This window comes from Pseudomonas sp. ADAK13 (assembly GCF_012935715.1).
Classification (GTDB): Bacteria; Pseudomonadota; Gammaproteobacteria; order Pseudomonadales; family Pseudomonadaceae; genus Aquipseudomonas.
This window is the reverse complement of record NZ_CP052860.1, coordinates 6,933,625-6,957,991: the sequence shown is the minus strand read 5'-3', so window position 1 is coordinate 6,957,991 and position 24,367 is coordinate 6,933,625. Positions and strand designations below refer to the sequence as shown.

Here is a 24,367-nt window from a genome sequence, read left to right as displayed (position 1 = left end):
CCGTATCCGACTCAAAAAAGCAGGTTACCCCCATGCAGTTCAGCAAATTATTGGCAGCTCTTTCCACCCACCCGATCCGCCTGCAAATGGAAGACGGCGACCTGATCATCCTGGGTGACGACGACGCGCTGGATGACGCCCTATGGGACCAACTGATCGCCCACAAACCCCAACTGCTCGACCTCGTCGCCCAACACGGCGGCGACTGGCTCAGCCCGGCCTATCGCATCACCCCGGCCATGCTACCCCTGGTCAACCTCGACCAGCCGGCCATCGACCGCATCGTCGCCGGCATCCCCGGGGGTGCGGCGAATGTGCAAGACATTTACCCCCTGGCCCCGCTCCAGGAAGGCATGCTCTACCACCACTTGTCCGCCCACCAGGGCGACCCCTATGTGCTCCACGCGCAGTTCGTGTTCGACAGCCGCACCCGCCTTGAAGCCTTCGCCGAGGCCCTGCAATGGGTTATCGACCGCCACGATATCCTGCGCACTTCGATGGCCTGGGAACGCCTCGACGAACCCCTCCAGGTGGTCTGGCGCAAAGCCTCGCTGGTCTGCGAAGAAGCCCACCTCGACGGCGATGCACTGACCCAACTGCAAGCCCGCTACGACGCCCGTAATTACCGCATGGACCTCGGCCAGGCGCCGCTGCTGCGCCTGGTGTTTGCCGAAGACCCGCGCAACCAGCGGGTGGTTGCGATGCTGCTGTTTCACCACACCATCCTCGACCACACCGCCCTCGACGTGGTGCGCCGCGAGATCCAGCTGCACCTCGCCGGGCAGACCGAACAGGCCGGCGCGCCGGTGCCGTTTCGCAACTACATCGCCCAGGTTCGCCACGGTGTCAGTGAGCAGGCCCACGAGGCATTCTTTCGCGAGATGCTCGCCGACATCGACGCGCCCACCTTGCCGTTCGGTCTCCAGGATGTGCAGGGCGATGGCCATGGCATTGATGAAACCCGCATCGCCGTCGACAGCGATCTAAGCCGTCGCCTGCGGGCCCAGGCAAGACCGTTGGGCGTCAGCCCGGCCAGTGTGATGCACCTGGCGTTGGCCCAGGTATTGGGCAAGGTCTCCGGCCGCGAAGCCGTGGTGTTTGGCAGTGTGATGCTCGGGCGCATGGGCGCAGGCGAGGGCTCCGATCAGGCCCTGGGCATGTTCATCAACACCTTGCCGCTACGGGTCGATGTGGGTGCGCAAAGCGTGCGCGACGGGGTGCAAACCACCCACAAGCGCCTGACCGAATTGCTCAACCACGAACACGCATCGCTGGCCCTGGCCCAACGTTGCAGCGGTGTGGCCGCACCCACGCCGTTGTTCAGTGCAATCCTCAACTACCGTCACAGCGATGCCTCGGACACTCAGGCCGTGATCGACATCGCCGAAGGCATCCAGGTGCTGGGCGCCGAAGAGCGCACCAACTACCCGCTGACGGTCAACGTCGATGACCTGGGCGAGGGCTTTGCCTTCACCGTGATGGTGGACGCCTCCATCGGCGCCGTGCGTGTTGCCGATTACCTGCACACCGCCCTGGAAAACCTGGTGCTGGCTCTGGAACAGACGCCAGACGCATCGCTGCACAGCCTGAGTATCCTGCCCGCCGCCGAACGCCAACACCTGCTGCACGGCCTCAACGCCGTTACCGGGGACTACGCCGATTCAGCCCTGATCCACCAGCAAGTCGAAGCCCATGCTGCCAGCCATCCCGAAGCCGTCGCGCTGCGTTTCGAGCACGAACGCCTGAGCTATCGCGAGCTGAACGAACGCGCCAACCAGGTCGCGCACTGCCTGCTCAAGCACGGTATTCGCCCCGACGACCAGGTGGCGATCTGTGTCGAGCGTGGCCTGGAAATGATCATCGGCCTGTTGGGTATTCTCAAGGCTGGCGCGGGCTACGTGCCGATCGATCCGGCCTACCCGCTGGACCGCATCCGCTACACCCTGCAAGACAGCGCGCCGTTGGCGGTGCTGGTGCAGGACAATACCCGCCACCTGGTGGGTGACGTCACACCGATTGATCTCAACAGCCTGCAGCACGAGCCCATCGTTAACCCCAACGTCGCGCTCAGCCCGTCGAGCCTGGCCTATGTGATCTACACCTCGGGTTCTACCGGCCTGCCCAAGGGCGTGATGATCGAACACCGCAACGTCGCGCGGCTGTTCAGCGCCACCGAGCACTGGTTCACCTTCAACGCGAATGACACCTGGGCGCTGTTTCACTCGTTTGCCTTCGACTTCTCCGTGTGGGAAATCTGGGGGGCGTTGATGCACGGCGGGCAGTTGCTGGTGGTGCCGCAACTGGTCAGCCGCTCGCCGGACGAGTGCTATGCGCTGCTGTGCGAAGCCGGTGTGAGCATCCTCAACCAGACGCCGAGTGCGTTCCGCCAGTTGATCGCGGCACAGGGCCGCAGCCAGCAGTTGCACTCGCTGCGCCAGGTGATTTTCGGCGGTGAAGCCCTGGAGCCGGGCATTCTCAAGCCGTGGTACGCCCGGGTGACCAACGCCGGTACGCGCCTGGTCAACATGTACGGCATCACTGAAACCACCGTGCACGTGACCTACCGTGCGTTGGAGGCAGCGGATGCACAGTTGGTGGGCGTCAGCCCGATTGGCGTGCGCATTCCCGACTTGCAGTTGTATGTGCTGGACGCCCGCCGCGAGCCGGTGCCGATGGGCGTGGTGGGGGAGTTGTACGTCGGTGGTGCCGGCGTGGCGCGGGGGTATCTCAACCGCGACGAGCTGACCGCCGAGCGCTTTCTGGCGGACCCGGCGACCGGCCAGCGCCTGTACAAGACCGGTGACCTCGGCCGCCTGCTGGCTGACGGCAGTGTCGAGTACCTGGGGCGCAACGATGACCAGGTGAAGATCCGTGGTTTCCGTATCGAACTGGGGGAAATCGAAGCGCGCCTGGCCACCTGTGACGGCGTGCGCGAAGCCGTGGTGATCGCCCGCGAAGACGAGCCGGGCGACCAGCGCCTGGTGGCGTACGTGATTGCCCAACAGGGCCGCACGCCCACTGCCGCCGAATTGCGGGATCATCTGCTGCAGTCCCTGGCCGAGTACATGGTACCCAGCGCCTTCGTGCTGCTGGACACGTTCCCGCTCACCACCAACGGCAAGCTCGACCGCAAGGCCTTGCCGGCACCCGACGCCGAAGCCCTGGCCCGCCGTGGTTACGAAGCGCCACAAGGCAGCGTGGAAACCGCGATTGCCCACCTGTGGCAAGACCTGCTGAAGGTCGACCGGGTCGGGCGCCAGGACAACTTTTTCGAGCTGGGCGGCCATTCGCTGCTGGCGGTCAAATTGATCGAACGCATGCGCCAGCTGGAACTGAGCGCCGATGTGCGGGTGCTGTTCGGCCAGCCAACGTTGGCTGCGCTGGCCGCTGCGGTAGGCGGGCAACATGAAGTGCAGGTGCCGGCCAACCTGATCAGTGAGGCGACCCAACGCATCACCCCGGACATGCTGCCGCTGGTGGACCTGGACCAACAAGCCATCGACCATATCGTCGCCAGTGTCCCCGGCGGTATCGGCAACGTGCAGGACATCTACGGCCTGGCACCGTTGCAGGCCGGCATTCTGTATCACCACCTGGCGACCACCGAGGGCGATCCCTACGTATTGCAGGTGCAGTTCAGCTTCAACGGTCAGGAGCCGGTCGAGGCGTTTATCCGTGCGCTGCAAAGCGTGATCGAACGCAACGACATCCTGCGCACCGGCATTGTCTGGGAAGGCCTGGACGAGCCGGTGCAGGTGGTGTTGCGCCAGGCGCTGCTGGTGGTGGAGCAGATTGAGGTCGACCCTTCCAGCGACGTGCTCGCGCAACTGCAACAGCGCTTCGACCCACGCCACTACCGCCTTGACCTGTCCCGCGCCTCGCTGATGCGCTTTGCCTACGCCGAGGATCAGGGCCGCCATGTCGGCATCCTGCTGCTGCACCACATCTTGCTGGACCACACCGCGCTGCACGTGCTGGTGGAAGAAATGAGCGCGAGCCTTGCCGGCCACACCGAGCAACTGCCGGACGCCGTGCAGTACCGCAACTACGTGGCCCAGGCACGCCTCGGTGTGAGCGCCGCGCAGCATGAGGCGTTCTTCAGCGAGATGCTCGGTGATATCGACGAGCCGACCCTGGCCTTCGGCTTGCAGGACGTGAACCGTGACGGCAGCGGTGTGCGGGAAGCGCACGTGCCGCTGGATCCGGTCCTCAGCCTGGGCCTGCGCGAGCAAGCGCGGCAGTTGGGTGTGAGCGCCGCGAGCCTGGTGCACCTGGCGTGGGCGCACGTGCTCGGCCAGGTGTCGGGCCAGGACGATGTGGTCTTCGGCACCGTGCTGCTGGGCCGCATGCAAGGCGGCGAGGGCGCCGACCGGGCGCTGGGGATGTTCATCAACACCCTGCCGCTGCGGGTCAGCGTCGGCCCGGTGGGTGTGCAGGCCGGCGTACGCGCCACCCATGCGTGCCTGGCACAGTTGCTGGGGCACGAACATGCGTCCCTGTCCCTGGCCCAGCGTTGCAGTGGGGTGTCCGGTGCGTTGCCGCTGTTCAGCACCTTGCTCAATTACCGCCACAGCGCGCCGGGTGAAGCGCCGGGCGCCAGCCCGTTCGCCGACGCCGGGATCGAAATCCTCAGCTCCGAGGAGCGCAGCAACTACCCGCTGGTGCTCAACGTGGATGACCTGGGCACAGGCTTCGCCCTGACCGTACAAGGCGTGGCCGAGGTGGATGTGCAACGCGTCGGCGACTACATGCTCAGTGCCTTGCGCAACCTGGTGACGGCGCTGCAACAGGCGCCGACCACGCCGCTGCATCACGTGTCGATCCTGCCCGCCGCCGAGCGCCATCAAGTGCTGGTGGACTTCAACGCCACTGCCCGTGCCTACCCGGCTGCGCACACCGTGCACGGGATCTTCGAAGCCCAGGCCCAGACCAGTCCGGACGCGCTGGCGGTGGTGCACGGCCACGTGTCACTGACCTACCGCGAACTCAACCTGCGGGCCAATCGCCTGGCCCACTACCTGATCGATCAGGATGTAAAACCCGGCGACAGCGTGGTCATTGCGTTGCCGCGCTCCATGGATTTGCTGGTCAGCCAGTTGGCGGCCCTCAAGTGTGCGGCGGTCTACGTGCCGCTGGACGTCAATGCGCCGGACGAGCGCCAGGCTTTCATGGTGCAGGACAGCCACGCCAGGTACGTGCTGAATGACCTCGCCGCGCTGAACCTCGACACGCAGCCGACGCACAACCCGAACCTGGCCCAGTCTGCCGAAAGCGTCGCGTACATCATGTACACCTCCGGCTCCACCGGCGCGCCCAAGGGCGTGCAGGTGCCGCACCGCGCCGTGACCCGGTTGGTGATCAACAACGGCTACGCCGACTTCAATCACCGTGACCGGGTGGCCTTTGCCTCGAACCCGGCGTTCGATGCAAGCACCCTCGATGTGTGGGCGCCGCTGCTCAATGGTGGCTGCGTGGTGGTGGTCGAGCACGCCACGCTGCTGTCCCAGGCCGCGTTCGCCGCGTTGCTGCAGGAGCAATCCGTCAGCGTGTTGTGGATGACCGCCGGGCTGTTCCATCAGTACGCCGACGGCTTGATGCCGATGTTCCGCCAGTTGCGCTACCTGATCGTCGGCGGCGATGTGCTCGACCCGCAGGTGATCGGCCGGGTGCTTGAGCATGGCGCGCCGCAGCACCTGTTGAATGGTTACGGCCCCACCGAAGCCACGACGTTTTCCACCACGTACGAGATCAAGGCGCTGGGCAAGGGCGGCATTCCCATTGGTCGCCCCATTGGCAACAGCCGCGCCTACGTGCTGGACGCGCGGCAGCAGCCGGTGCCGCTGGGTGTGGTCGGCGAGCTGTACATCGGCGGGGCGGGCGTGGCCAAGGGGTACCTGAACCAGCCGCAACTGACCGCCGAGAAATTTATCGTCGACCCTTTCGGCGATGGCCTGCTGTACCGCACCGGCGACCTGGCCAGTTGGCAGGCGGACGGCACCTTGCTGTACCAGGGCCGCAATGACCATCAACTGAAAATCCGTGGTTTCCGGATCGAGCCCGGTGAGATCGAAAGCAGCCTGGCGGGCTTTCCCGGCGTGAAAGACACCGTGGTGCTGGCCCGTGAAGACGAGCCTGGCGACAAACGCCTGGTGGCTTACTACACCGCCCAGGCGCCGTTGGGCATTGATGCGTTGCGCGCACACCTGCAAAGCCGACTGCCGGATTACATGGTGCCGTCGGCCTATGTCTGGCTGGAGCTGTTGCCGCTGACGGCGAATGGCAAGCTGGACCGCAAGGGCTTGCCGGCGCCGGATCAGGCGTCGCTGCTCAGCCGTGGTTTCGAAGCACCCGAGGGCGAGGTGGAAACCCTGCTGGCGCAAATCTGGCAGGACGTACTGAAGGTTGAGCGCGTCGGGCGCTTTGATCACTTCTTTGAACTCGGCGGCCATTCCTTGCTGGCGGTGAGCCTGATCGAGCGTATGCGCCAGGCCGGCCTGAGCGCGGACGTACGGGTGTTGTTCAACCAGCCAAGCCTGGCGGCCCTGGCCGCGGCGGTGGGCAGTGGACGGGAAATTGTGGTGCCGGCCAATGGGATTGCGCCGAACTGCCAGCGCATCACGCCGTCGATGCTGACCCTGGTCACGCTCGACCAGCCGGCCATCGAGCGCATTGTGGCCACGGTGCCCGGCGGCGCGGCCAATGTGCAGGACATCTACCCGCTGGCACCGTTGCAGGAGGGCATTCTTTACCACCACGTCAGCGCCGAACAGGGCGACCCTTATTTGCTGCAATCGCGCATGGCGTTTGACAGCGTCGAGCGTTTGCAGGCCTTTATGGGCGCGCTGCAAAAGGTCGTGGCGCGCCACGATATCCTGCGCACCGCCGTGGTGTGGGAAGGCCTGGACAGCCCGGTGCAAGTGGTCTGGCGCCATGCCGAGCTGGTGGTGCAGAACGTTGCGCTGGACCCGGCCGACGGCGACGTGATCGAGCAACTGCATGCGCGCTTCGATGCCCGCCACTATCGCCTGGACCTCACCCAGGCGCCGCTGCTGCGCATGGTCTATGCACAGGACCCGGCCAACCAGCGCGTTGCAGCCATCCTGCTGTTCCATCACCTGGCGCTGGACCACACCGCCATGGAAGTGGTCGGCCAGGAAATGCGTGCGTTCCTGTTCAATCAGGCCGATGCATTGCCGGTTGCGGCACCGTTTCGTACCTACGTGGCTCAGGCCCGTCTGGGTGTCAGCGCTCAGGAGCACGAACAATTCTTCCGGGAAATGCTCGCCGACATCGACGCGCCCACGCTGCCCTTTGGCGTGCAGGATGTGCAGGGCGATGGCCGGGACATTGAAGAGGCCGAACGGCCGGTGGACGCGGCATTGGCGCTGCGGGTTCGCGAGCAGGCCCGGCAACTGGGGGTCAGCGCTGCGAGCGTGATGCACCTGGCGTGGGCCCAGGTGCTCGGGCGGGTGTCGGGCCGTCAGGACGTGGTGTTTGGCACCGTCTTGATGGGCCGCATGCAAGCGGGCGAGGGCGCCGACCGGGCGTTGGGCATGTTCATCAACACCTTGCCGTTGCGGGTGGACGTGGGCGCCAGCGCCGTACGCGCCGGGGTCAAGGCAACCCATGCCCGGCTCAGCGCACTGCTCGGCCATGAACATGCGTCCCTGGCGCTGGCCCAGCGTTGCAGCGGTGTGCCCGCCTCGATGCCGTTGTTCAGCGCCTTGCTCAACTACCGCCACAGCACCCCGGGTGAAATGGCCCGAGACGGCCAGGGTATCTGGGAAGGCGTGCAGTTGCTCGGCGGCGAAGAGCGCAGCAACTACCCGCTGACCTTGAGCGTGGACGACCTGGGCGCGGGCTTCGGCCTGACGGTGCTGGCCCTGGAGTCCATCGGTGCGCAGCGCTTGTGCGACTACATGCACAGCGCACTGGAGCAACTGGTGGCCGCCCTTGAGCAAACCCCGGAAACGCCGCTGAATCAGCTGCCGGTCCTGCCGGCCGCCGAACGCGAAATGCTGCTGCGCACCTTCAACGCCAGCGTGCGCGACTACCCGCAAGGGCAGACCCTGCACGGCGCCTTCGAAGCCCAGGCCGAACGCCTGCCGCACGCGATTGCGCTGATCCAGGACGGCCAGCCACTGACCTATCAGGCCCTCGACCAACGCGCCAATCAACTGGCCCACCATCTGCTGGGACTGGGTGTGCAGCCCGACGATCGCGTGGCGATCTGCTGCCGACGTGGCCCGCAGATGCTGGTGGGCCTGCTGGCGATCCTCAAGGCGGGCGCCGCCTACGTACCGGTGGACCCGGCTTACCCGGCCGAGCGCATCGCTTACCTGCTGCAAGACAGTGCCCCGGTCGCGGTACTGGCCGAGGAGAGCACCCGTGGCGTGCTCGGTGATGTCGCCATCGTCGACCTGCACGGCACTTACGCCAACGCGACCCGTCCCCACGTCGCCGGCCTGACCCCGGCGAATCTCGCCTATGTGATCTACACCTCCGGCTCCACCGGTCAGCCCAAAGGGGTGATGGTGGAGCATCGCACCGTGGAAAACCTGGTGCATTGGCACTGCGAAGCCTTTGACCTGCATGCCCACAGCCACACCAGCAGCGTGGCCGGGTTTGGTTTTGACGCGATGGCCTGGGAAGTCTGGCCGGCGTTGTGCATCGGCGCGACCCTGCACCTGCCCCCCGCCCATATGGGCAATGAAAACATCGACGAACTGCTGGCCTGGTGGCTGGCGCAGTCGCTGGACGTGAGCTTCCTGCCCACGCCGGTGGCCGAGTACGCCTTCAGTCAGAACCTGGAGCACCCAAGCCTGCGCACCCTGTTGATCGGCGGTGATCGCTTGCGCCAGTTCAGTGTCGAGCGACGTTTTGCGGTGATCAACAACTACGGCCCCACCGAAGCCACGGTGGTCGCCACCTCTGGCCGCGTGCACGCCGGCCAGGTGCTGCATATCGGCAAGCCGATGGCCAATGCCACGGTGTACCTGCTCGATGAGCAACAGCGCCCGGTGCCGGTGGGCGTGGCCGGCGAGCTGTTTGTGGGCGGCAGCGGCGTGGCCCGCGGGTACTTGAACCGCCCGGAGATGACCGCCGAGCGCTTCCTCGACGACCCGTTCAACCCGGGCCGTATGTACCGTACCGGTGACCTGGCGCGCTGGCTGCCGGACGGCAATATCGAGTACCTGGGCCGCAACGATGACCAGGTAAAAGTCCGTGGTGTGCGCATCGAACTGGGAGAAATCGAAACCCGCCTGGCCGCCGTCGATGGCGTCAAGGATGCCGTGGTGCTGGTGCGCGACGGCCGGTTGGTGGCCTGGTTCACCGAACACACCCCGTTGGACATCGAAACCCTGCGCGCCGAGCTACACAACCAGTTGCCCGAGGCGATGGTGCCGGTGGCTTACGTAAAACTCGACAGCTGGCCGCTGACCGCCAACGGCAAACTCGACCGCAAGGCCCTGCCGGCGCCGGATCAGGCCGCCATGCTCAGCCGGGACTACGAGGCACCGAGCGGCGCAGTCGAAACCACTTTGGCGCGGATCTGGGCCGAGGTGTTGCAGGTGGAGCAGGTCGGGCGCCATGACCATTTCTTTGAACTGGGCGGCCATTCGTTGCTGGCGGTGAGTTTGATCGAGCGCATGCGCCAGGTCGGGCTGAGCGCCGATGTGCGGGTGCTGTTCAGCCAGCCGACACTGGCCGCCCTGGCAGCAGCGGTGGGCAGTGGTCGGGAAGTGGTGGTGCCGGTGAACGCCATCCCGGCCGATTGCCAACGCATCACGCCGTCGATGCTGTCGCTGGTGGCGCTTGATCAGCCAACCATCGACCAGATCGTCGCCAGCGTGCCGGGTGGCGCGGCCAATGTGCAGGACATCTATCCGCTGGCACCGTTGCAGGAAGGGATTTTCTATCACCACATCAGTGCTCAGCAGGGCGATCCGTACCTGCTGCAATCGCACCTGGCGTTTGACAGTGTCGAGCGTTTGCAGGCGTTTGCCCGGGCGTTGCAGTCGGTGATCAACCGCCACGATATCTTGCGTACCGGCGTGGTCTGGGAAGGTTTGCAACAGCCGCTGCAAGTGGTGTGGCGTGAGGCCCGGCTGTCGGTGCAGGCGGTACGGGTGGGCGCCGGTGATGTGCTCGCGCAGTTGCATCGCCAGTTTGATCCTCGCCACTACCGTGTGCCGATGTCCGAGGCGCCGCTGGTTCGCCTGGTGTACGCCGAAGACCCGCTGCAACAGCGGGTGGTGGCTATCTTGCTGTTCCACCATATCGCCCTCGACCACACGGCGCTGGACGGCGTGCGCCACGAGATGCAAACCAGCCTGCTGGGCCTGCCCGGCATCACGGATGTGGCCACGCCGTACCGCAATTACGTGGCCCAGGCGCGCCTGGGTGTGAGTGAGCAGGAGCACGAAGCGTTCTTCCGCGAGATGCTGGCGGACATCCATGAGCCGACGCTGCCTTTCGGCCTTCAGGATGTGCAGGGCGATGGCAGTGCCATCGAGGAAGCCCGTGAAGGGTTATCGCCAGACTTGACCCGGCGCCTGCGGGCTCAGGCGCGGTTACTCGGCGTCAGCACGGCCAGCCTGTTCCACCTGGCCTGGGCGCAGGTCCTGGCCTGCACGTCGAGCCAGGCCAGCGTGGTGTTTGGCACGGTGCTGCTGGGCCGGATGCAGGGCGGCAAAGGCAGCGACCGGGCGCTGGGGATGTTCATCAATACCTTGCCATTGCGGGTGGACGTCGGCGGCATCGGCGCGCGTGCGGCGGTAAAGGCCACCCATGGCCGACTGACCACGTTGCTGGGGCACGAGCATGCGTCCCTGGCACTGGCCCAGCGTTGCAGCGGTGTGGCGGCGCCATTGCCGTTGTTCAGCGCCATGCTCAACTATCGCCATAGCGACAGCCAGCAAGCCCCGGTATCGCCGGCCTGGCAGGGCATCGAAACCCTGGCCAGCGAGGAGCGCACCAACTACCCGCTGACCCTGAACGTGGATGATCAGGGCGACGGTTTCCGGTTGACCGCGATGACTCCCGCGCAGATCGGCGCGCAGCGTATCTGCGGTTACATGCAGGCGGCGCTGCACGGCTTGGTCGAAGCGCTGGAGCACGCCCCGCAACGGCCGCTGGATCAGCTGTCGATCCTGGGCCCGCAGGAGCGCGAGCAACTGCTGTCCGGGTTCAATGCGACCGAGGTTGCCTACAACCTCGATCAAACCCTTCACGGCCTGTTTGAAGCCCAGGTTGAACGCACGCCCGATGCACTGGCGGTGAAGGCGGGTGACCAACACCTGAGCTATCGCGAGCTGAACGAGCGGGCCAATCAGTTGGCCCATCATCTGCGTGATCAAGGCGTGCAGCCCGATTCGCGGGTGGCGATTTGCGTCGAGCGTGGCCTGGAAATGGTCGTCGGCCTGTTCGCCATTCTCAAGGCGGGCGGCGGTTATGTGCCGCTGGACCCGGCGTACCCGCTGGAGCGAATCGCCTACATGCTGCAAGACAGCGCCCCGGCAGCGGTGCTGGTGCAGGGTGACACCCGCTCGTTGCTGGGTGACGTGACGGTGCCCGTGGTGGACCTGGGCCGGAACACCTGGCAGCACCAGCCTGCTTCCAACCCTCAGGTTCCAGGGTTGACCGCGCAGCATCAGGCCTACGTGATCTACACCTCCGGCTCCACCGGCCAGCCCAAGGGCGTGATCAACGAGCACGCGGGGGTGGTCAACCGCCTGCTGTGGATGCAGGACGCCTACGGCCTGACCGCCCGCGACGCGGTCTTGCAGAAAACCCCGTTCAGTTTCGACGTGTCGGTGTGGGAGTTCTTCTGGCCCTTGTTCACCGGCGCGCGGTTGGTGATGGCGCGTCCCGGCGGGCACAAGGATCCGGCGTACCTGTGCGAAGTCATCGAGGCGGAGCAGATCACCACCTTGCACTTCGTGCCATCGATGCTCGATGTGTTCCTGGCCCATGGCGATGTCAGCCAGGGCGCGGGGCTGCTGCGGGTGATGTGCAGCGGTGAAGCCTTGCCGGGCAGCCTGGTGCGTCGCTTCAAGCAGCAGCTGCCAGGGATCGGTTTGTACAACCTCTATGGCCCGACGGAGGCGGCGGTGGACGTGACGGCGTGGAACTGCGCCAGGCCCGTGGTGCCGGACAACACCCCCATCGGCAAGCCGATTGCCAACACCCGCATGTACCTGCTGGACGCCCGCTTGCAGCCGGTGCCATTGGGGGTGGTGGGCGAGCTGTTCATCGGTGGCGTCCAGGTCGCCCGCGGCTACCTGCACCGCCCGGAACTCACGGCTGAACGCTTCCTCAAGGACCCGTTCAGCGCCGGCCGCCTGTACCGCACCGGTGACATCGGGCGCTACCTGCCGGACGGCAATATCGAGTACCTGGGCCGCAACGACGACCAGGTGAAAATCCGTGGCCTGCGCATCGAACTGGGGGAAATCCAGGCGCGCCTGACCGAATACCCGCAGGTCAACGAAGCGGCGGTATTGGCCCGGGACGAACGGCTGGTGGCGTATTACACCGGCGTGCAGGCCGATATCGAACACCTGCGGGCGCACCTGCTGGCGCGCTTGCCGGATTACATGGTGCCGGCGGTGTTTGTGCATCTGGAGGCCTTGCCCCTGAGCCCCAACGGCAAGCTCGACCGCAAGGCCCTGCCGGCGCCGGGTGTGGAGTCGCTGATCGTGCGTGAGTACGAGGCGCCGGTGGGCGACACCGAAATCTTGCTGGCGCGGCTGTGGGCCGAGCTGCTGAAGGTGGAACGGGTAGGGCGCTTTGACAACTTTTTTGAACTGGGCGGGCACTCGTTGCTGGCCGTCAGTTTGATTGGACGCTTGCGTCAGGAAGGCATGGAAGCCGATGTGCGGGGCCTGTTTGAACAGCCAACCCTGGCCGGCTACGCCGCAATTACCGAACGAATGGAGATCGTCCTGTGAGCATCATCGAACTGTTGGCGACACTCAAGGCCAAGGACGTGCAACTGGCGCTCAAGGGCGACCAGCTGTCGGTGCAGGGCAACAAACAGGCCCTGAGCGACCCGGCCCTGGTGGCCTCGCTGCGTGAACACAAGCCCGCGCTGATCGAGCTTATCCAGGCCGGCGAATACTCGGCCACCAAGGCCGGTGAAGTGGAGGTGCCGGCCAATGGCATTCCCGTGGGCGCCCAGCGAATTACCCCCGCGATGCTGACGCTGTCGAGCCTGAGCCAGGCCTCGATCGACCGGATCATCGAGACCGTCGACGGTGGCGTCGCCAACGTGCAAGACATCTACCCGCTGGCGCCGCTGCAGGAAGGCATTCTTTATCACCATGTGAGTGCCGAGCACGGCGACCCGTACATCATGCAGTCGCAGTTCGCCTTCGACAGCCTTGAGCGTTTCAAGGGGTTTGCCCAGGCGTTGCAGGGCGTGATGGACCGCCACGATATCCTGCGCACCGCCGTGATCTGGGAAGGTCTGGAGGAGCCCTCGCAAGTGGTGTGGCGTACGGCCCGATTGCCCGTGCAGGTGATAGAGCTGAACCCTGCCGACGGTGATATCGCGGCCCAGTTGCATGCACTGTTTGATGGCCGGCATTACCGCCTGGACGTCACCCGTGCACCGCTGGTGCGGCTGGTCGGTGCGTGGGACGCAGCCCGCCAGCGCATGGTCGCCTTGCTGTTGTTCCACCACATGGCCCTGGACCACAGCGCCCTGGACGTGGTGCGCCACGAAATGCAGGCGTACTTGCAGGGCCGCGCGGATCAGTTGGGCCACGCGGTGCCGTTTCGCAACTACGTGGCCCAGGCGCGCCTGGGGGTCACTGAACAGCAGCATGAAGCGTTCTTTCGCGAGATGCTCGGCGACATCACCGAGCCGACCCTGCCATTTGGCTTGCAGGATGTGCAGGGCGACGGCCAGGATATTGCCGAAGTCGATTGGCCGTTGCCGTCGGCGCTCAACCAGCAACTGCGGGCCCAGGCGCGCCAGTTGGGGGTCAGCGCCGCCAGCCTGTTCCATGTGGGCTGGGCACAGGTGTTGAGCGCCTTGGCAGGCAAGGCGCAGGTGGTGTTCGGTACGGTGCTGATGGGCCGTATGCAGGGCGGTCATGCCACGGACCGGGCCCTGGGGATTTTTATCAATACCTTGCCGTTCCGGGTGGATGTCGGCGCCGAGGATGTGCGCGCCGGGGTCAAGGCCACCCACGCCCGGCTGACCACTTTGCTGCGTCATGAGCATGCCGCCCTGGCCCTGGCCCAGCGTTGCAGTGGCGTGGCCGCGCCTACGCCGCTGTTCAGTGCGTTGCTCAACTACCGCCACAGCGGCGCGGGCACCAGCACTGAAGCGCAGTCAGCGTGGCAAGGCATCGAGATTTTGAGTTCCGAGGAGCGCACCAACTACCCGTTGACCCTGAGTGTGGATGATGTGGGGGACGGTTTTATCCTGCGCTTGCTGGCGAGCACCCAGGTGGATCCGCAGCGGGTGTGCGGTTATCTGCAAACCGCTTTGGAAAACCTGGTGCAGGCGCTGGAACAGGCGCCCGCCACCCCTCTGAACCGCCTGTCGGTGTTGCCCGAGACCGAGCGGCGGCACTTGCTGGAGCAGCTCAACGCCCCAGCCGTCGACTTTCCTCAGGGCACCACCCTGCACGGGCGCATCGAAGCGCAAACCCTGCGGACCCCGGACGCGGTGGCTGCGGTGTATGAAGGCCGCCAACTGACCTACGCCGAACTGAATCAACAAGCCAACCTGCTGGCCCATCATCTGCTGGCACTGGGGGTGAAACCCGACGACCGCGTGGCCATCGTCGCCCGGCGCGGGCTGGACACCCTGGCCGGGTTGCTGGCGATCCTCAAGTCCGGCGCCTGCTACGTGCCGGTGGATCCATCGCATCCGGCCGAGCGCCTGAGCTACCTGCTTAACGACAGCGCACCGGTCGCGGTGCTGACCCAGCAGGCACTGCTGGAACGCCTGCCCGCGCTCGACGTGCCGGTGATCAACCTGGACCGCTTCACCTGGCATCACCATTCGGCCAGCAATCCGCACGTCGCGGTCACGCCGTCCAGCCTGGCCTACGTGATCTACACCTCCGGTTCCACCGGCCTGCCCAAGGGCGTGATGGTGGAGCACCACACCGTGGCCAACCTGGTGGACTGGCATTGCAGCGCGTTTGACCTGTGTGCAGGCCGGCATACCGCCAGCGTCGCCGGGTTCGGTTTTGACGCGATGGCCTGGGAAGTCTGGCCGGCCTTGTGTGTGGGCGCGACCTTGCACCTGCCGCCGGCCCATGACGGCGCCGAAGACATCGACGCGCTGCTGGACTGGTGGCGCGCGCAACCGCTGGACGTGTGCTTCCTGCCCACCCCGGTGGCCGAATACGCGTTCAGCCAGAACATCGAACACCCGACCCTGCGCACCTTGCTGATTGGTGGCGACCGCCTGCGCCAGTTCACCCGGGCCCAGCGTTTCGAGGTGATCAACAACTACGGCCCCACCGAAGCCACGGTGGTTGCCACCTCCGGCCGGATCGAGCCCGGGCAGCCGTTGCACATCGGCAAACCCGTCGCCAATGCCACGGTTTACCTGCTGGACGAACAGCAGCGCCCGGTGCCGCTGGGGGTGGCCGGTGAGCTGTATGTGGGCGGCAAGGGCGTGGCGCGGGGTTACCTCAACCGCCCTGAAATGACTGCCGAACGCTTTCTGGATGACCCGTTCAGCCCGGGCCGCCTGTACCGCACCGGCGACCTTGCGCGCTGGTTGCCGGACGGCAATATCGAGTACCTGGGCCGCAACGACGACCAGGTGAAAATCCGTGGTGTGCGCATCGAACTGGGGGAGATCGAAACCCGCCTCAACCAGTTGCCCGGTCTCCAGGAAGTGGTGGTGCTGGCCCGTGAAGACCAACCCGGCCAGCCACGGCTGGTGGCTTACTTCACCGAAAATCCGCAGTTCGAGGCCCTTGAGGTGGGCGAGATTCGTGCCCATCTGGTGGCGCACTTGCCGGATTACATGGTCCCGGTGGCCTACGTAAAACTCGACGCATTGCCCCTGACCGCCAACGGCAAGCTGGACCGCAAGGCGTTGCCAAAACCGGACCTGGCTGCCGTCTTCACCCGCGAATACGAAGTGCCTCAGGGCGACATCGAAACCGTCCTCGCGCAGATCTGGGCCGAGGTGCTGCACGTGGAGCGCGTCGGGCGCCAGGATCATTTCTTCGAGCTGGGCGGCCATTCGTTGCTGGCCATGCGCATGGTGTCCCAGGTGCGTCAGCAACTGGGAGTCGACCTGGCGTTGGGCGAGTTGTTCGCCAATCCCGAGCTGACAGCGGTCGCGCAGGTCTTGGCCCAGTCCGGGCGCAGCACTTTGCCGGATATCCTGCTGGCACCTCGCGACGCGGTCCTGCCGTTGTCGTTTGCCCAGCAACGCCTGTGGTTTCTGGCGCTGATGGAAGGGGCCAACACCGCCTACAACATCCCCATTGGCCTGCGCCTGCGCGGGCAGTTGCATGTCGAGGCGCTGCAACGGGCTTTGGCGCGGATCGTCGCGCGGCATGAGACCTTGCGCAGCCGTTTCGCCCAGCAGGACGATGACGCCCATGTGCTGATCGTGCCGCCTGAAGAAGTGATGCCCCTGCAAGTGCAGGACCTGCGTCGGCACCCCGAAGCGCAACAAGTGCTGGACGCGTTGATCCAGGGCGAAGCCTCGGCACCGTTCGACCTGCAACGCGGCCCGCTGCTGCGCGGGCGCCTGGTGATCATGGCGGACGATCATCACGTGTTGCTGCTGACAATCCACCATATCGTGTCCGATGGCTGGTCCATGGGCGTACTGACGCGCGAGCTGATGGCGCTGTATCAGGCCTTCAGTCGCGGTGAAGCCGACCCGTTGCCGCCATTGCCGATCCAGTACAGCGACTTCGCCGTATGGCAGCGCCTGTGGCTCAGCGGCGAAGTCCTGCACCGCCAAAGCAGCTACTGGCAGCAAACCCTGGCCGGTGCTCCGCCCTTGTTGATGTTGCCCACCGACCGTCCGCGTCCGGCCCAGCAGGATTACGCCGGCAGCACTGTCGAGGTGCGCCTGGATGAACGCCTGACCGCCGGGCTCAAGGCCCTGAGCCAGCGCCATGGCACCACGCTGTACAGGGTGATGATGACCGCGTGGGCCTCGTTGCTGGCGCGGCTCGCCGGGCAGCAGGAAGTGGTGATCGGCTCGCCGGTCGCCAACCGTCAGCGGGCCGAGGTGGAAGGTTTGATCGGGCTGTTCGTCAACACCCTGGCCGTACGCATTGATACCTCGGGCGAGCTGAGTGCCGAGGCGCTGCTGGCGCGGGTCAAGGCGCTGACCCTGGACGCCCAGGCCCATCAGGACTTGCCGTTTGAACAGGTGGTGGAAATCACCCGGCCGCTGCGCAGCCTGGCCCATAGCCCGCTGTTCCAGACGATGCTGACCTGGCAGGACAGCGATGCGCCGGTACTGGCCCTCGGCGATTTGAGTCTTGAAGGGATCGTGGAGGACAGCCACTTTGCCAAGTTCGACCTGTCCCTGAACCTCGGCGAGGCCCGGGGCGAAATCCGCGGCACGCTGGAGTACGCGATCGCGTTGTTTGATGAGTCGACGATGCAGCGTTATGTCGGCTACTTCACCCGTGTGCTGCAGGCGATGGTCGATAACGATCAGGCGGTGCTGGAGCACGCGGATTTGCTGGAGGATCAGGAGCGCGAGCACCTGCTGTTCGACTTCAACGACACCGCCGTGAATTACAACCTCGACCAGACCCTGCACGGTATGTTCGAAGCCCAGGTGGAGCGCACGCCCGATGCGCTGGCGGTGAAGGCGGGCACCCGGTGCCTGAGCTATCGCGAGCTGAATCAGCGCGCCAATCAGCTGGCCCATCACCTGCGCGAGCTGGGCGTACAGCCGGATTCGCGGGTGGCGATCTGCGTCGAACGCGGCCTGGAGATGGTCATCGGGCTGTTCGCGATTCTCAAGGCGGGCGGCGGTTATGTGCCGCTGGACCCGGCGTACCCGCTGGAACGTATCGCCTACATGCTCAAGGACAGCGCCCCGGCCGCCGTGCTGGTGCAGGGCAACACCCGTTCGCTGCTGGGTGAGGTAACGGTGCCCGTGGTGGACCTGGACCGGACCACCTGGCAGCACCAGCCGCTGACCAACCCGCAGGTCGAGGGGTTGACTGCGCAGCATCAGGCTTACGTGATCTACACCTCCGGCTCCACGGGCTTGCCCAAGGGCGTGATCAACGAGCATGGCGGGGTGGTCAACCGTTTGCTGTGGATGCAGGACGAGTACGGGCTCACCGCGCAGGACGCGGTGTTGCAGAAAACCCCGTTCAGCTTTGACGTGTCGGTATGGGAATTCTTCTGGCCGCTGTTCACCGGCGCCCGGTTGGTGATGGCGTGCCCTGGCGGGCATAAAGACCCGGCTTACCTGTGTGAGGTGATCGAGGCGGAGCAGATCACCACGCTGCACTTTGTGCCGTCGATGCTCGACGTGTTCCTGGCCCACGGTGATGTCAGCCAGAGTGCTGGGCTGGTGCGGGTGATGTGCAGCGGTGAAGCCTTGCCCGGCAGCCTGGTGCGCCGCTTTAAACAGCAGTTGCCCGGCATCGGTTTGTACAACCTCTACGGCCCGACTGAAGCGGCAGTGGACGTGACGGCGTGGGACTGCACCGGGCCCGTTACACCGGACAACACCCCCATCGGCAAACCGATTGCCAACACCCGCATGTACCTGCTGGACGGGCAGATGCAGCCGGTGCCATTGGGCGTGGTGGGCGAGTTGTTTATCGGCGGTGTGCAAGTGGCGCGGGGTTACCTGCACCGTCCCGAACTTACCGCCGAACGCTTCCTCCAGGACCCGTTCAGTGCCGGCCGGATGTACCGCACCGGCGACGTCGGGCGCTATTTGCCGGACGGCACTATCGAGTACCTGGGCCGCAATGATGACCAGGTAAAAATCCGTGGCTTGCGCATCGAACTGGGCGAGATCCAGGCGCGACTGCTGCAATACCCGCAACTCCACGAAGCTGCGGTGGTGGCCCGGGATTCACGCCTGGTGGCGTACTACACCGGTATGCAGGCCGACATCGACGCCCTGCGCAGCCATCTGCTGGAACACCTGCCGGACTACATGGTGCCGGCGACCTTCATGCACCTGGATGCCTTGCCGCTGAGCCCCAATGGCAAGCTCGACCGCAAGGCCCTGCCTGCGCCGGGCCTGGAGTCGGTGATCGTCCGGGAGTACGTGGCGCCGGTGGGCGAGACCGAAATTACCCTGGCCGGCCTGTGGGCGGACCTGCTCAAGGTGGAGCGGGTGGGCCGTCACGATAACTTCTTCGAACTCGGCGGCCACTCGCTGCTGGCCGCCAGCCTGATTGGCCGCATGCGCCGGGCCGGGCTGTCGGCGGATGTGAAGGTGTTGTTTGGTCAGCCTACGCTGGCGGCGTTGGCCGCTGCGGTGGGCGGTGGCCGTGAGGTGGCGGTGCCAGCCAATGGCATTGCGGCGGATTGCACGCGGATCACCCCGGACATGCTGACGCTGGTGACGCTTGAGCAACCCGCCATCGACCGCCTGGTGGCGAGCATTCCCGGCGGCGCGGCCAACGTACAGGACATCTACCCGCTCGCGCCGTTGCAGGCCGGGATCCTGTACCACCACCGCGCGGTGCAGCAGGGTGATGCGTACCTGTTGCAGGCGCAGTTCGCCTTTGCCAGCGTCGAGCGTCTTGAAGTGTTTGCCCAGGCGTTGCAGGCGGTGATCCAGCGCCAGGACATCTTGCGCTCGTCGATGCACTGGGACGGGCTGGAAGAACCGGTGCAAGTGGTGTGGCGCCAGGCGTCGTTGCAGGTCGAGGCGATTGACGCGGCGGGCGATGTGCTGGGGCATTTGCAGGAGCGCTTCGCTCAGCATCGGCTGGACCTGGCTCAGGCACCGTTGATGCGCCTGGTGTACGCCGAGGATCCGGCCAACCAACGGGTGGTCGCGTTGTTGCTGTTCCATCATGTGGTGATGGACCACGTCGCCCTGGAAGTGCTGCAGCACGAAATGCAAGCCTGCTTGCTGGGCCGGCGCGAGCAGCTGGGGGCGGCGGTGCCGTATCGCAACTATGTGGCGCAGACGCGACTGGGCATGCGTGAGGAAGAGCACGAAGCGTTCTTTCGCGAAATGCTCGGTGATATTGATGAGCCGACCTTGCCACTCAACGCCGCGGATGAACCGAAGCATGCACGCCTGAGCGTCGACTCGCTGTTGAGCCAGCGCCTGCGTACTTTGGTGCGTCATCTGGGGGTGAGTGCTGCGAGCCTGATGCACCTGGCCTGGGCTCAGGTGTTGGGCAAGGTTTCCGGGCGCGAGCAGGTGGTGTTCGGCACCGTGTTGCTGGGCCGGTTGCAAGGGGGTGAAGGGGCCGAACGCGCGCTGGGGGTGTTCATCAACACCCTGCCGCTGCGGGTCGATCTGGGTGAACGCAGCGTGCAATCAGCGCTGATTGCGACCCACGCGAGCCTGACCCAACTGCTCAGTCACGAGCACGCACCCTTGACCCTGGCCCAGCGTTGCAGCGCGCTGCCGGCCAATACGCCGCTGTTCAGCGTGCTGTTCAACTATCGCCACAGTGCACCGCACGCCGGCGGTGAGGCCGAGGCCTGGCAGGGCATGCAAGTGCTCAAGGCCGAGGAACGTACCAACTTTGCACTGTCGCTGAGTGTGGATGACCTGGGCGACGGGTTTGCCTTTGATGCGATGGGGCAGGGCGCGCCACGCCTCTGTGAGTACCTGCATGTCGCCCTGGAACAGCTGGTGCAGGCCCTGGAACAGAACGCCGGGGTTGCGATCCGCCAACTGTCGATTCTGCCGTCGTCGGAGCAGGAAAAGCTGCGGGTGGCATTCAACGCCACCCAACGTGAATGCCCTCACGAGCACACCGTTCAGCGCTTGTTCGAAGCCCAGGCCCAGGCGCGCCCGAACGCCATCGCCGTGGTGCATGGCGAGCACGCCTTGAGTTACGGCGCGCTGAACACCCGGGCCAATCAGTTGGCCCATCACCTGCGCACCCAGGGCGTGCAGCCCGGCGACCACGTGGCCCTGCTGCTGCCGCGCTCGGTTGACCTGCTGCTCAGCCAACTGGCGATCCTCAAGTGCGCAGCCGCCTATGTGCCGCTGGACATCAACGCCCCGGCCGAACGCCAGGCGTTTATGGTGCAGGACAGCGGCGCGGTCTGGCTGTTGACCCACAGCAGTGAGTCCATTGATTACCCGGCACGGCGTATCGACCTCGACACCCTGGCGCTGGACCCGCAACCGAGCCACAACCCCGACCTGTCACAGTCCTCTGAGCGCGTGGCGTACATCATGTACACCTCCGGTTCCACCGGCACCCCCAAAGGCGTGCTGGTGCCACACCGGGGCATCACGCGGCTGGTGATCAATAACGGCTACGCCGATTTCAACGCCCATGACCGTGTGGCGTTCGCCTCCAACCCGGCGTTCGACGCGAGCACCATGGACGTGTGGGGGCCCTTGCTCAACGGCGGCCAGGTGCGGGTGATCGAACATGCCACGCTGCTCGATCCAGGCGCTTTTGGTCGCGCGCTGAAGGCGGGCGGGGCGACGATCCTGTTCGTCACCACCGCGCTGTTCAACCAGTACGTGCAGCTGATTCCCGACGCCCTGGCCGGGCTGCGCATCCTCTTGTGTGGCGGCGAGCGGGCTGACCCGGCGGCGTTCCGCAGCTTGTTGGCCCAGGCGCCGGCGGTGCGTCTGGTGCACTGCTACGGGCCGACGGAAACCACCACCTACGCCACCACGTATGAAGTGCAGGCCCTCGCCGCCGATGCCGAAAGCGTGCCCATAGGCCGGCCGATTTCCAATACGCAAATCCATGTACTGGACGCGCACTTGCAGCCGGTACCGCTGGGTGTGGCCGGGGAAATCTGCATCGGTGGGCACGGCGTGGCCAAGGGATACCTGAACCGGCCTGAGCTGACGGCCGAAAAGTTTGTCGACGACCCGTTTGGCGAGGGTTTGCTGTACCGCACCGGTGACCTGGGGCGCTGGTCGGCGGACGGGCTGCTGGAGTGCATCGGGCGTAACGACGACCAGGTGAAAATCCGTGGTTTCCGCATCGAGTTGGGCGAAATCGAAGCACGCCTGGCGACCTGTGTGGGCATCAAGGAGGTGGTGGTGCTGGCGCGGGAGGATGAGCCGGGGGACAAGCGCCTGGTGGCGTATTACACCGGCGAGCCGCTGGCCAACGATGTGCTGCGCAGCCATCTGCTGCAGTACCTGCCGGACTACATGGTGCCGTCGGCCTATGTGCTGCTTGAAAAAATGCCCCTGACAGCCAACGGCAAAGTCGACCGCAAGGCCCTGCCGGTGCCGGCGCTGGAGGCGCTGGCCAGCCGCGTATTCGAAGCCCCGGCGAATGAACTGGAGCAGACCCTGGCCCGACTCTGGGCCGAGGTGTTGAGGCTGGAACAGGTCGGTCGGCATGACAGTTTCTTTGAGCTGGGCGGGCATTCGTTGCTGGCGATTCGGCTGGTCAACCTGATGGAAGAGGCGGGGCTGGCGGTGTCGCTGGCGGAGCTGTTCCAGCATGCCAGCGTGGCGTCGGTGGCCACGATGCTCGGCCAGCGCACGGTGTGGGCGCAGGACAGCGCGCTGATCACCGTGCGCGCCGGCGGCAGCCAGCCACCGTTGTTCCTGGTGCATGAGTTCAGCGGCATGGACGTGTACTTCCCGGCGCTGGGCCGGCATCTGCCGGGTGACTACCCGATCTATGGCCTGCCCGGCGCGCCCCTTGGCGAGGTGCAGTTGCAGACCATGGAAGGGTTGGCGGCGCGGCTGGTGGGGATCATTCGTTCGGTGCAACCCCATGGGCCCTATCGCCTGGCGGGTTGGTCGTTCGGCGGGGTGTTGGCCTATGAAGTGGCGATGCAACTGCAGGGGCTGGACGAGCCGGTGGCGTTCCTTGGGTTGATCGACAGCTATGTGCCGCGCATGACCGACCAGGGCAAAGCGCGCTGGGCCGGGCCGGATGCCCTCAAGCGGCATTTGCTGCTGCAGTGCACGGCGTATTGGAAGGCACAGGGAGGTGTGGATGAACTGGCGAGCCTTGAGCAACTGGACGCGGAAATTGGACGGCTGGACTTTGCGGGCTTGCTGCAACGTTGCCGCGATCGGCATCTGTTGTACGCGCAGATGGCGGCGGCAACGGACGCGGATCTATTGAGCTTTATCGAGCGGGAAGTCGGGCACGGGCATGCGTTGGCGCATTACAGCCTGTTCCCGATGCCACTGGCGGTGCACTTGTTCAGCGCTGCCGAGCGGCCGACGGAACTGTCGCGGCGCAGCCTGGATTTGGGATGGGATGAGGCGCTGGCCGTGGGCCAATTGCGCCGCATTGAAGTACCGGGGGATCACCAGAGCATGATGCAGGCGCCGCATATCCAGGCGCTGGGGCAAGCGTTGGGCGAGGCCCTGGCGTTGAGTGAGGCACCGGGTGTGGTGGTGCACCAGCCGTTGTTGCGGATCCAGGGCGGGCGCCCCGGGCAGGCACCGATCTTCTGCGTGCCGGGTGCGGGGGACAGCGTGACCGGGTTTGTGGGCTTGACCGAGGCGCTGGGCCGGGACTGGCCGGTCTTTGGTTTGCAGCCGCGCGGGCTGGACGGGGAGGCGGTGCCTCACAGCCAGGTCGAGGCGGCGGCGCGTTGTTATTTGCAGGCGCTGGAGCAGGAGTGCCCGCAGGGGCCGGTGCATTTGGTCGGGCATTCGTTTGGCGGTTGGGTGGTGTTTGAGATGGCCACGCGGTTGCAGGCCCAGGGGCGTGAGGTGGCATCGTTGACGTTGATCGACAGCGAGGCGCCCGGGGGGAATGGGGTGGTGGGCAGGCCCTATACCACGACGGCGGCGTTGCTGCGGTTGGTGGAGTCGATGCAGATCGCGTCGGGTAAGTCGCTGGGGATTGATGCGGTGGATTTTGCCGGGCGCGATGAAGTGGAGCAGCGGCGGTTGTTGCATGGGGGGATGGTTGGGGTTGGGCTGTTGCCGGCGCGGTCTTCGGTGGACGCAATGGATGGGCCGGCGCGGACGTATGCCTCGGCGTTGCGCACGGTTTATCGGCCTGTTCGGCGGTATGACGGGCCGGTGCGGCTGGTGTTGGCGGAGGATCCGACCCTGGATGCGGCGGGGAATCTGCGGGAGCAGGGGTTGATGGTTGAGGGGTGGCGCCAGTGCACCGGGTCGTTGGAAGTTTGGTATGGGCCCGGGAATCATTTTTCGCTGCTCAAGGCGCCGAATGTGTTGAGTTTGGCGGCTTGGTGGCGGGATGGGGTTTTTGTTGGGGAGCGGGTTTTGTGA

The 24,367-nt window shown here is 65.6% G+C and carries 2 protein-coding genes; both read left to right on the top strand.

Translation table 11 applies throughout. The features are described from left to right. The first annotated feature begins 32 nt into the window (after positions 1-32). Positions 33-12,953 (top strand): non-ribosomal peptide synthetase, encoded by a 12,921-nt coding sequence (locus HKK54_RS32105; RefSeq protein ID WP_169389078.1) that lies wholly within the window; start codon positions 33-35, stop codon positions 12,951-12,953. Continuing rightward, the gene (locus HKK54_RS32100; protein WP_169389077.1) at positions 12,950-24,367 is read left to right on the top strand and encodes a non-ribosomal peptide synthetase; all 11,418 of its coding nucleotides are present in this window, start codon (positions 12,950-12,952) and stop codon (positions 24,365-24,367) included. The genes HKK54_RS32105 and HKK54_RS32100 overlap by 4 nt, the downstream gene beginning before the upstream one ends.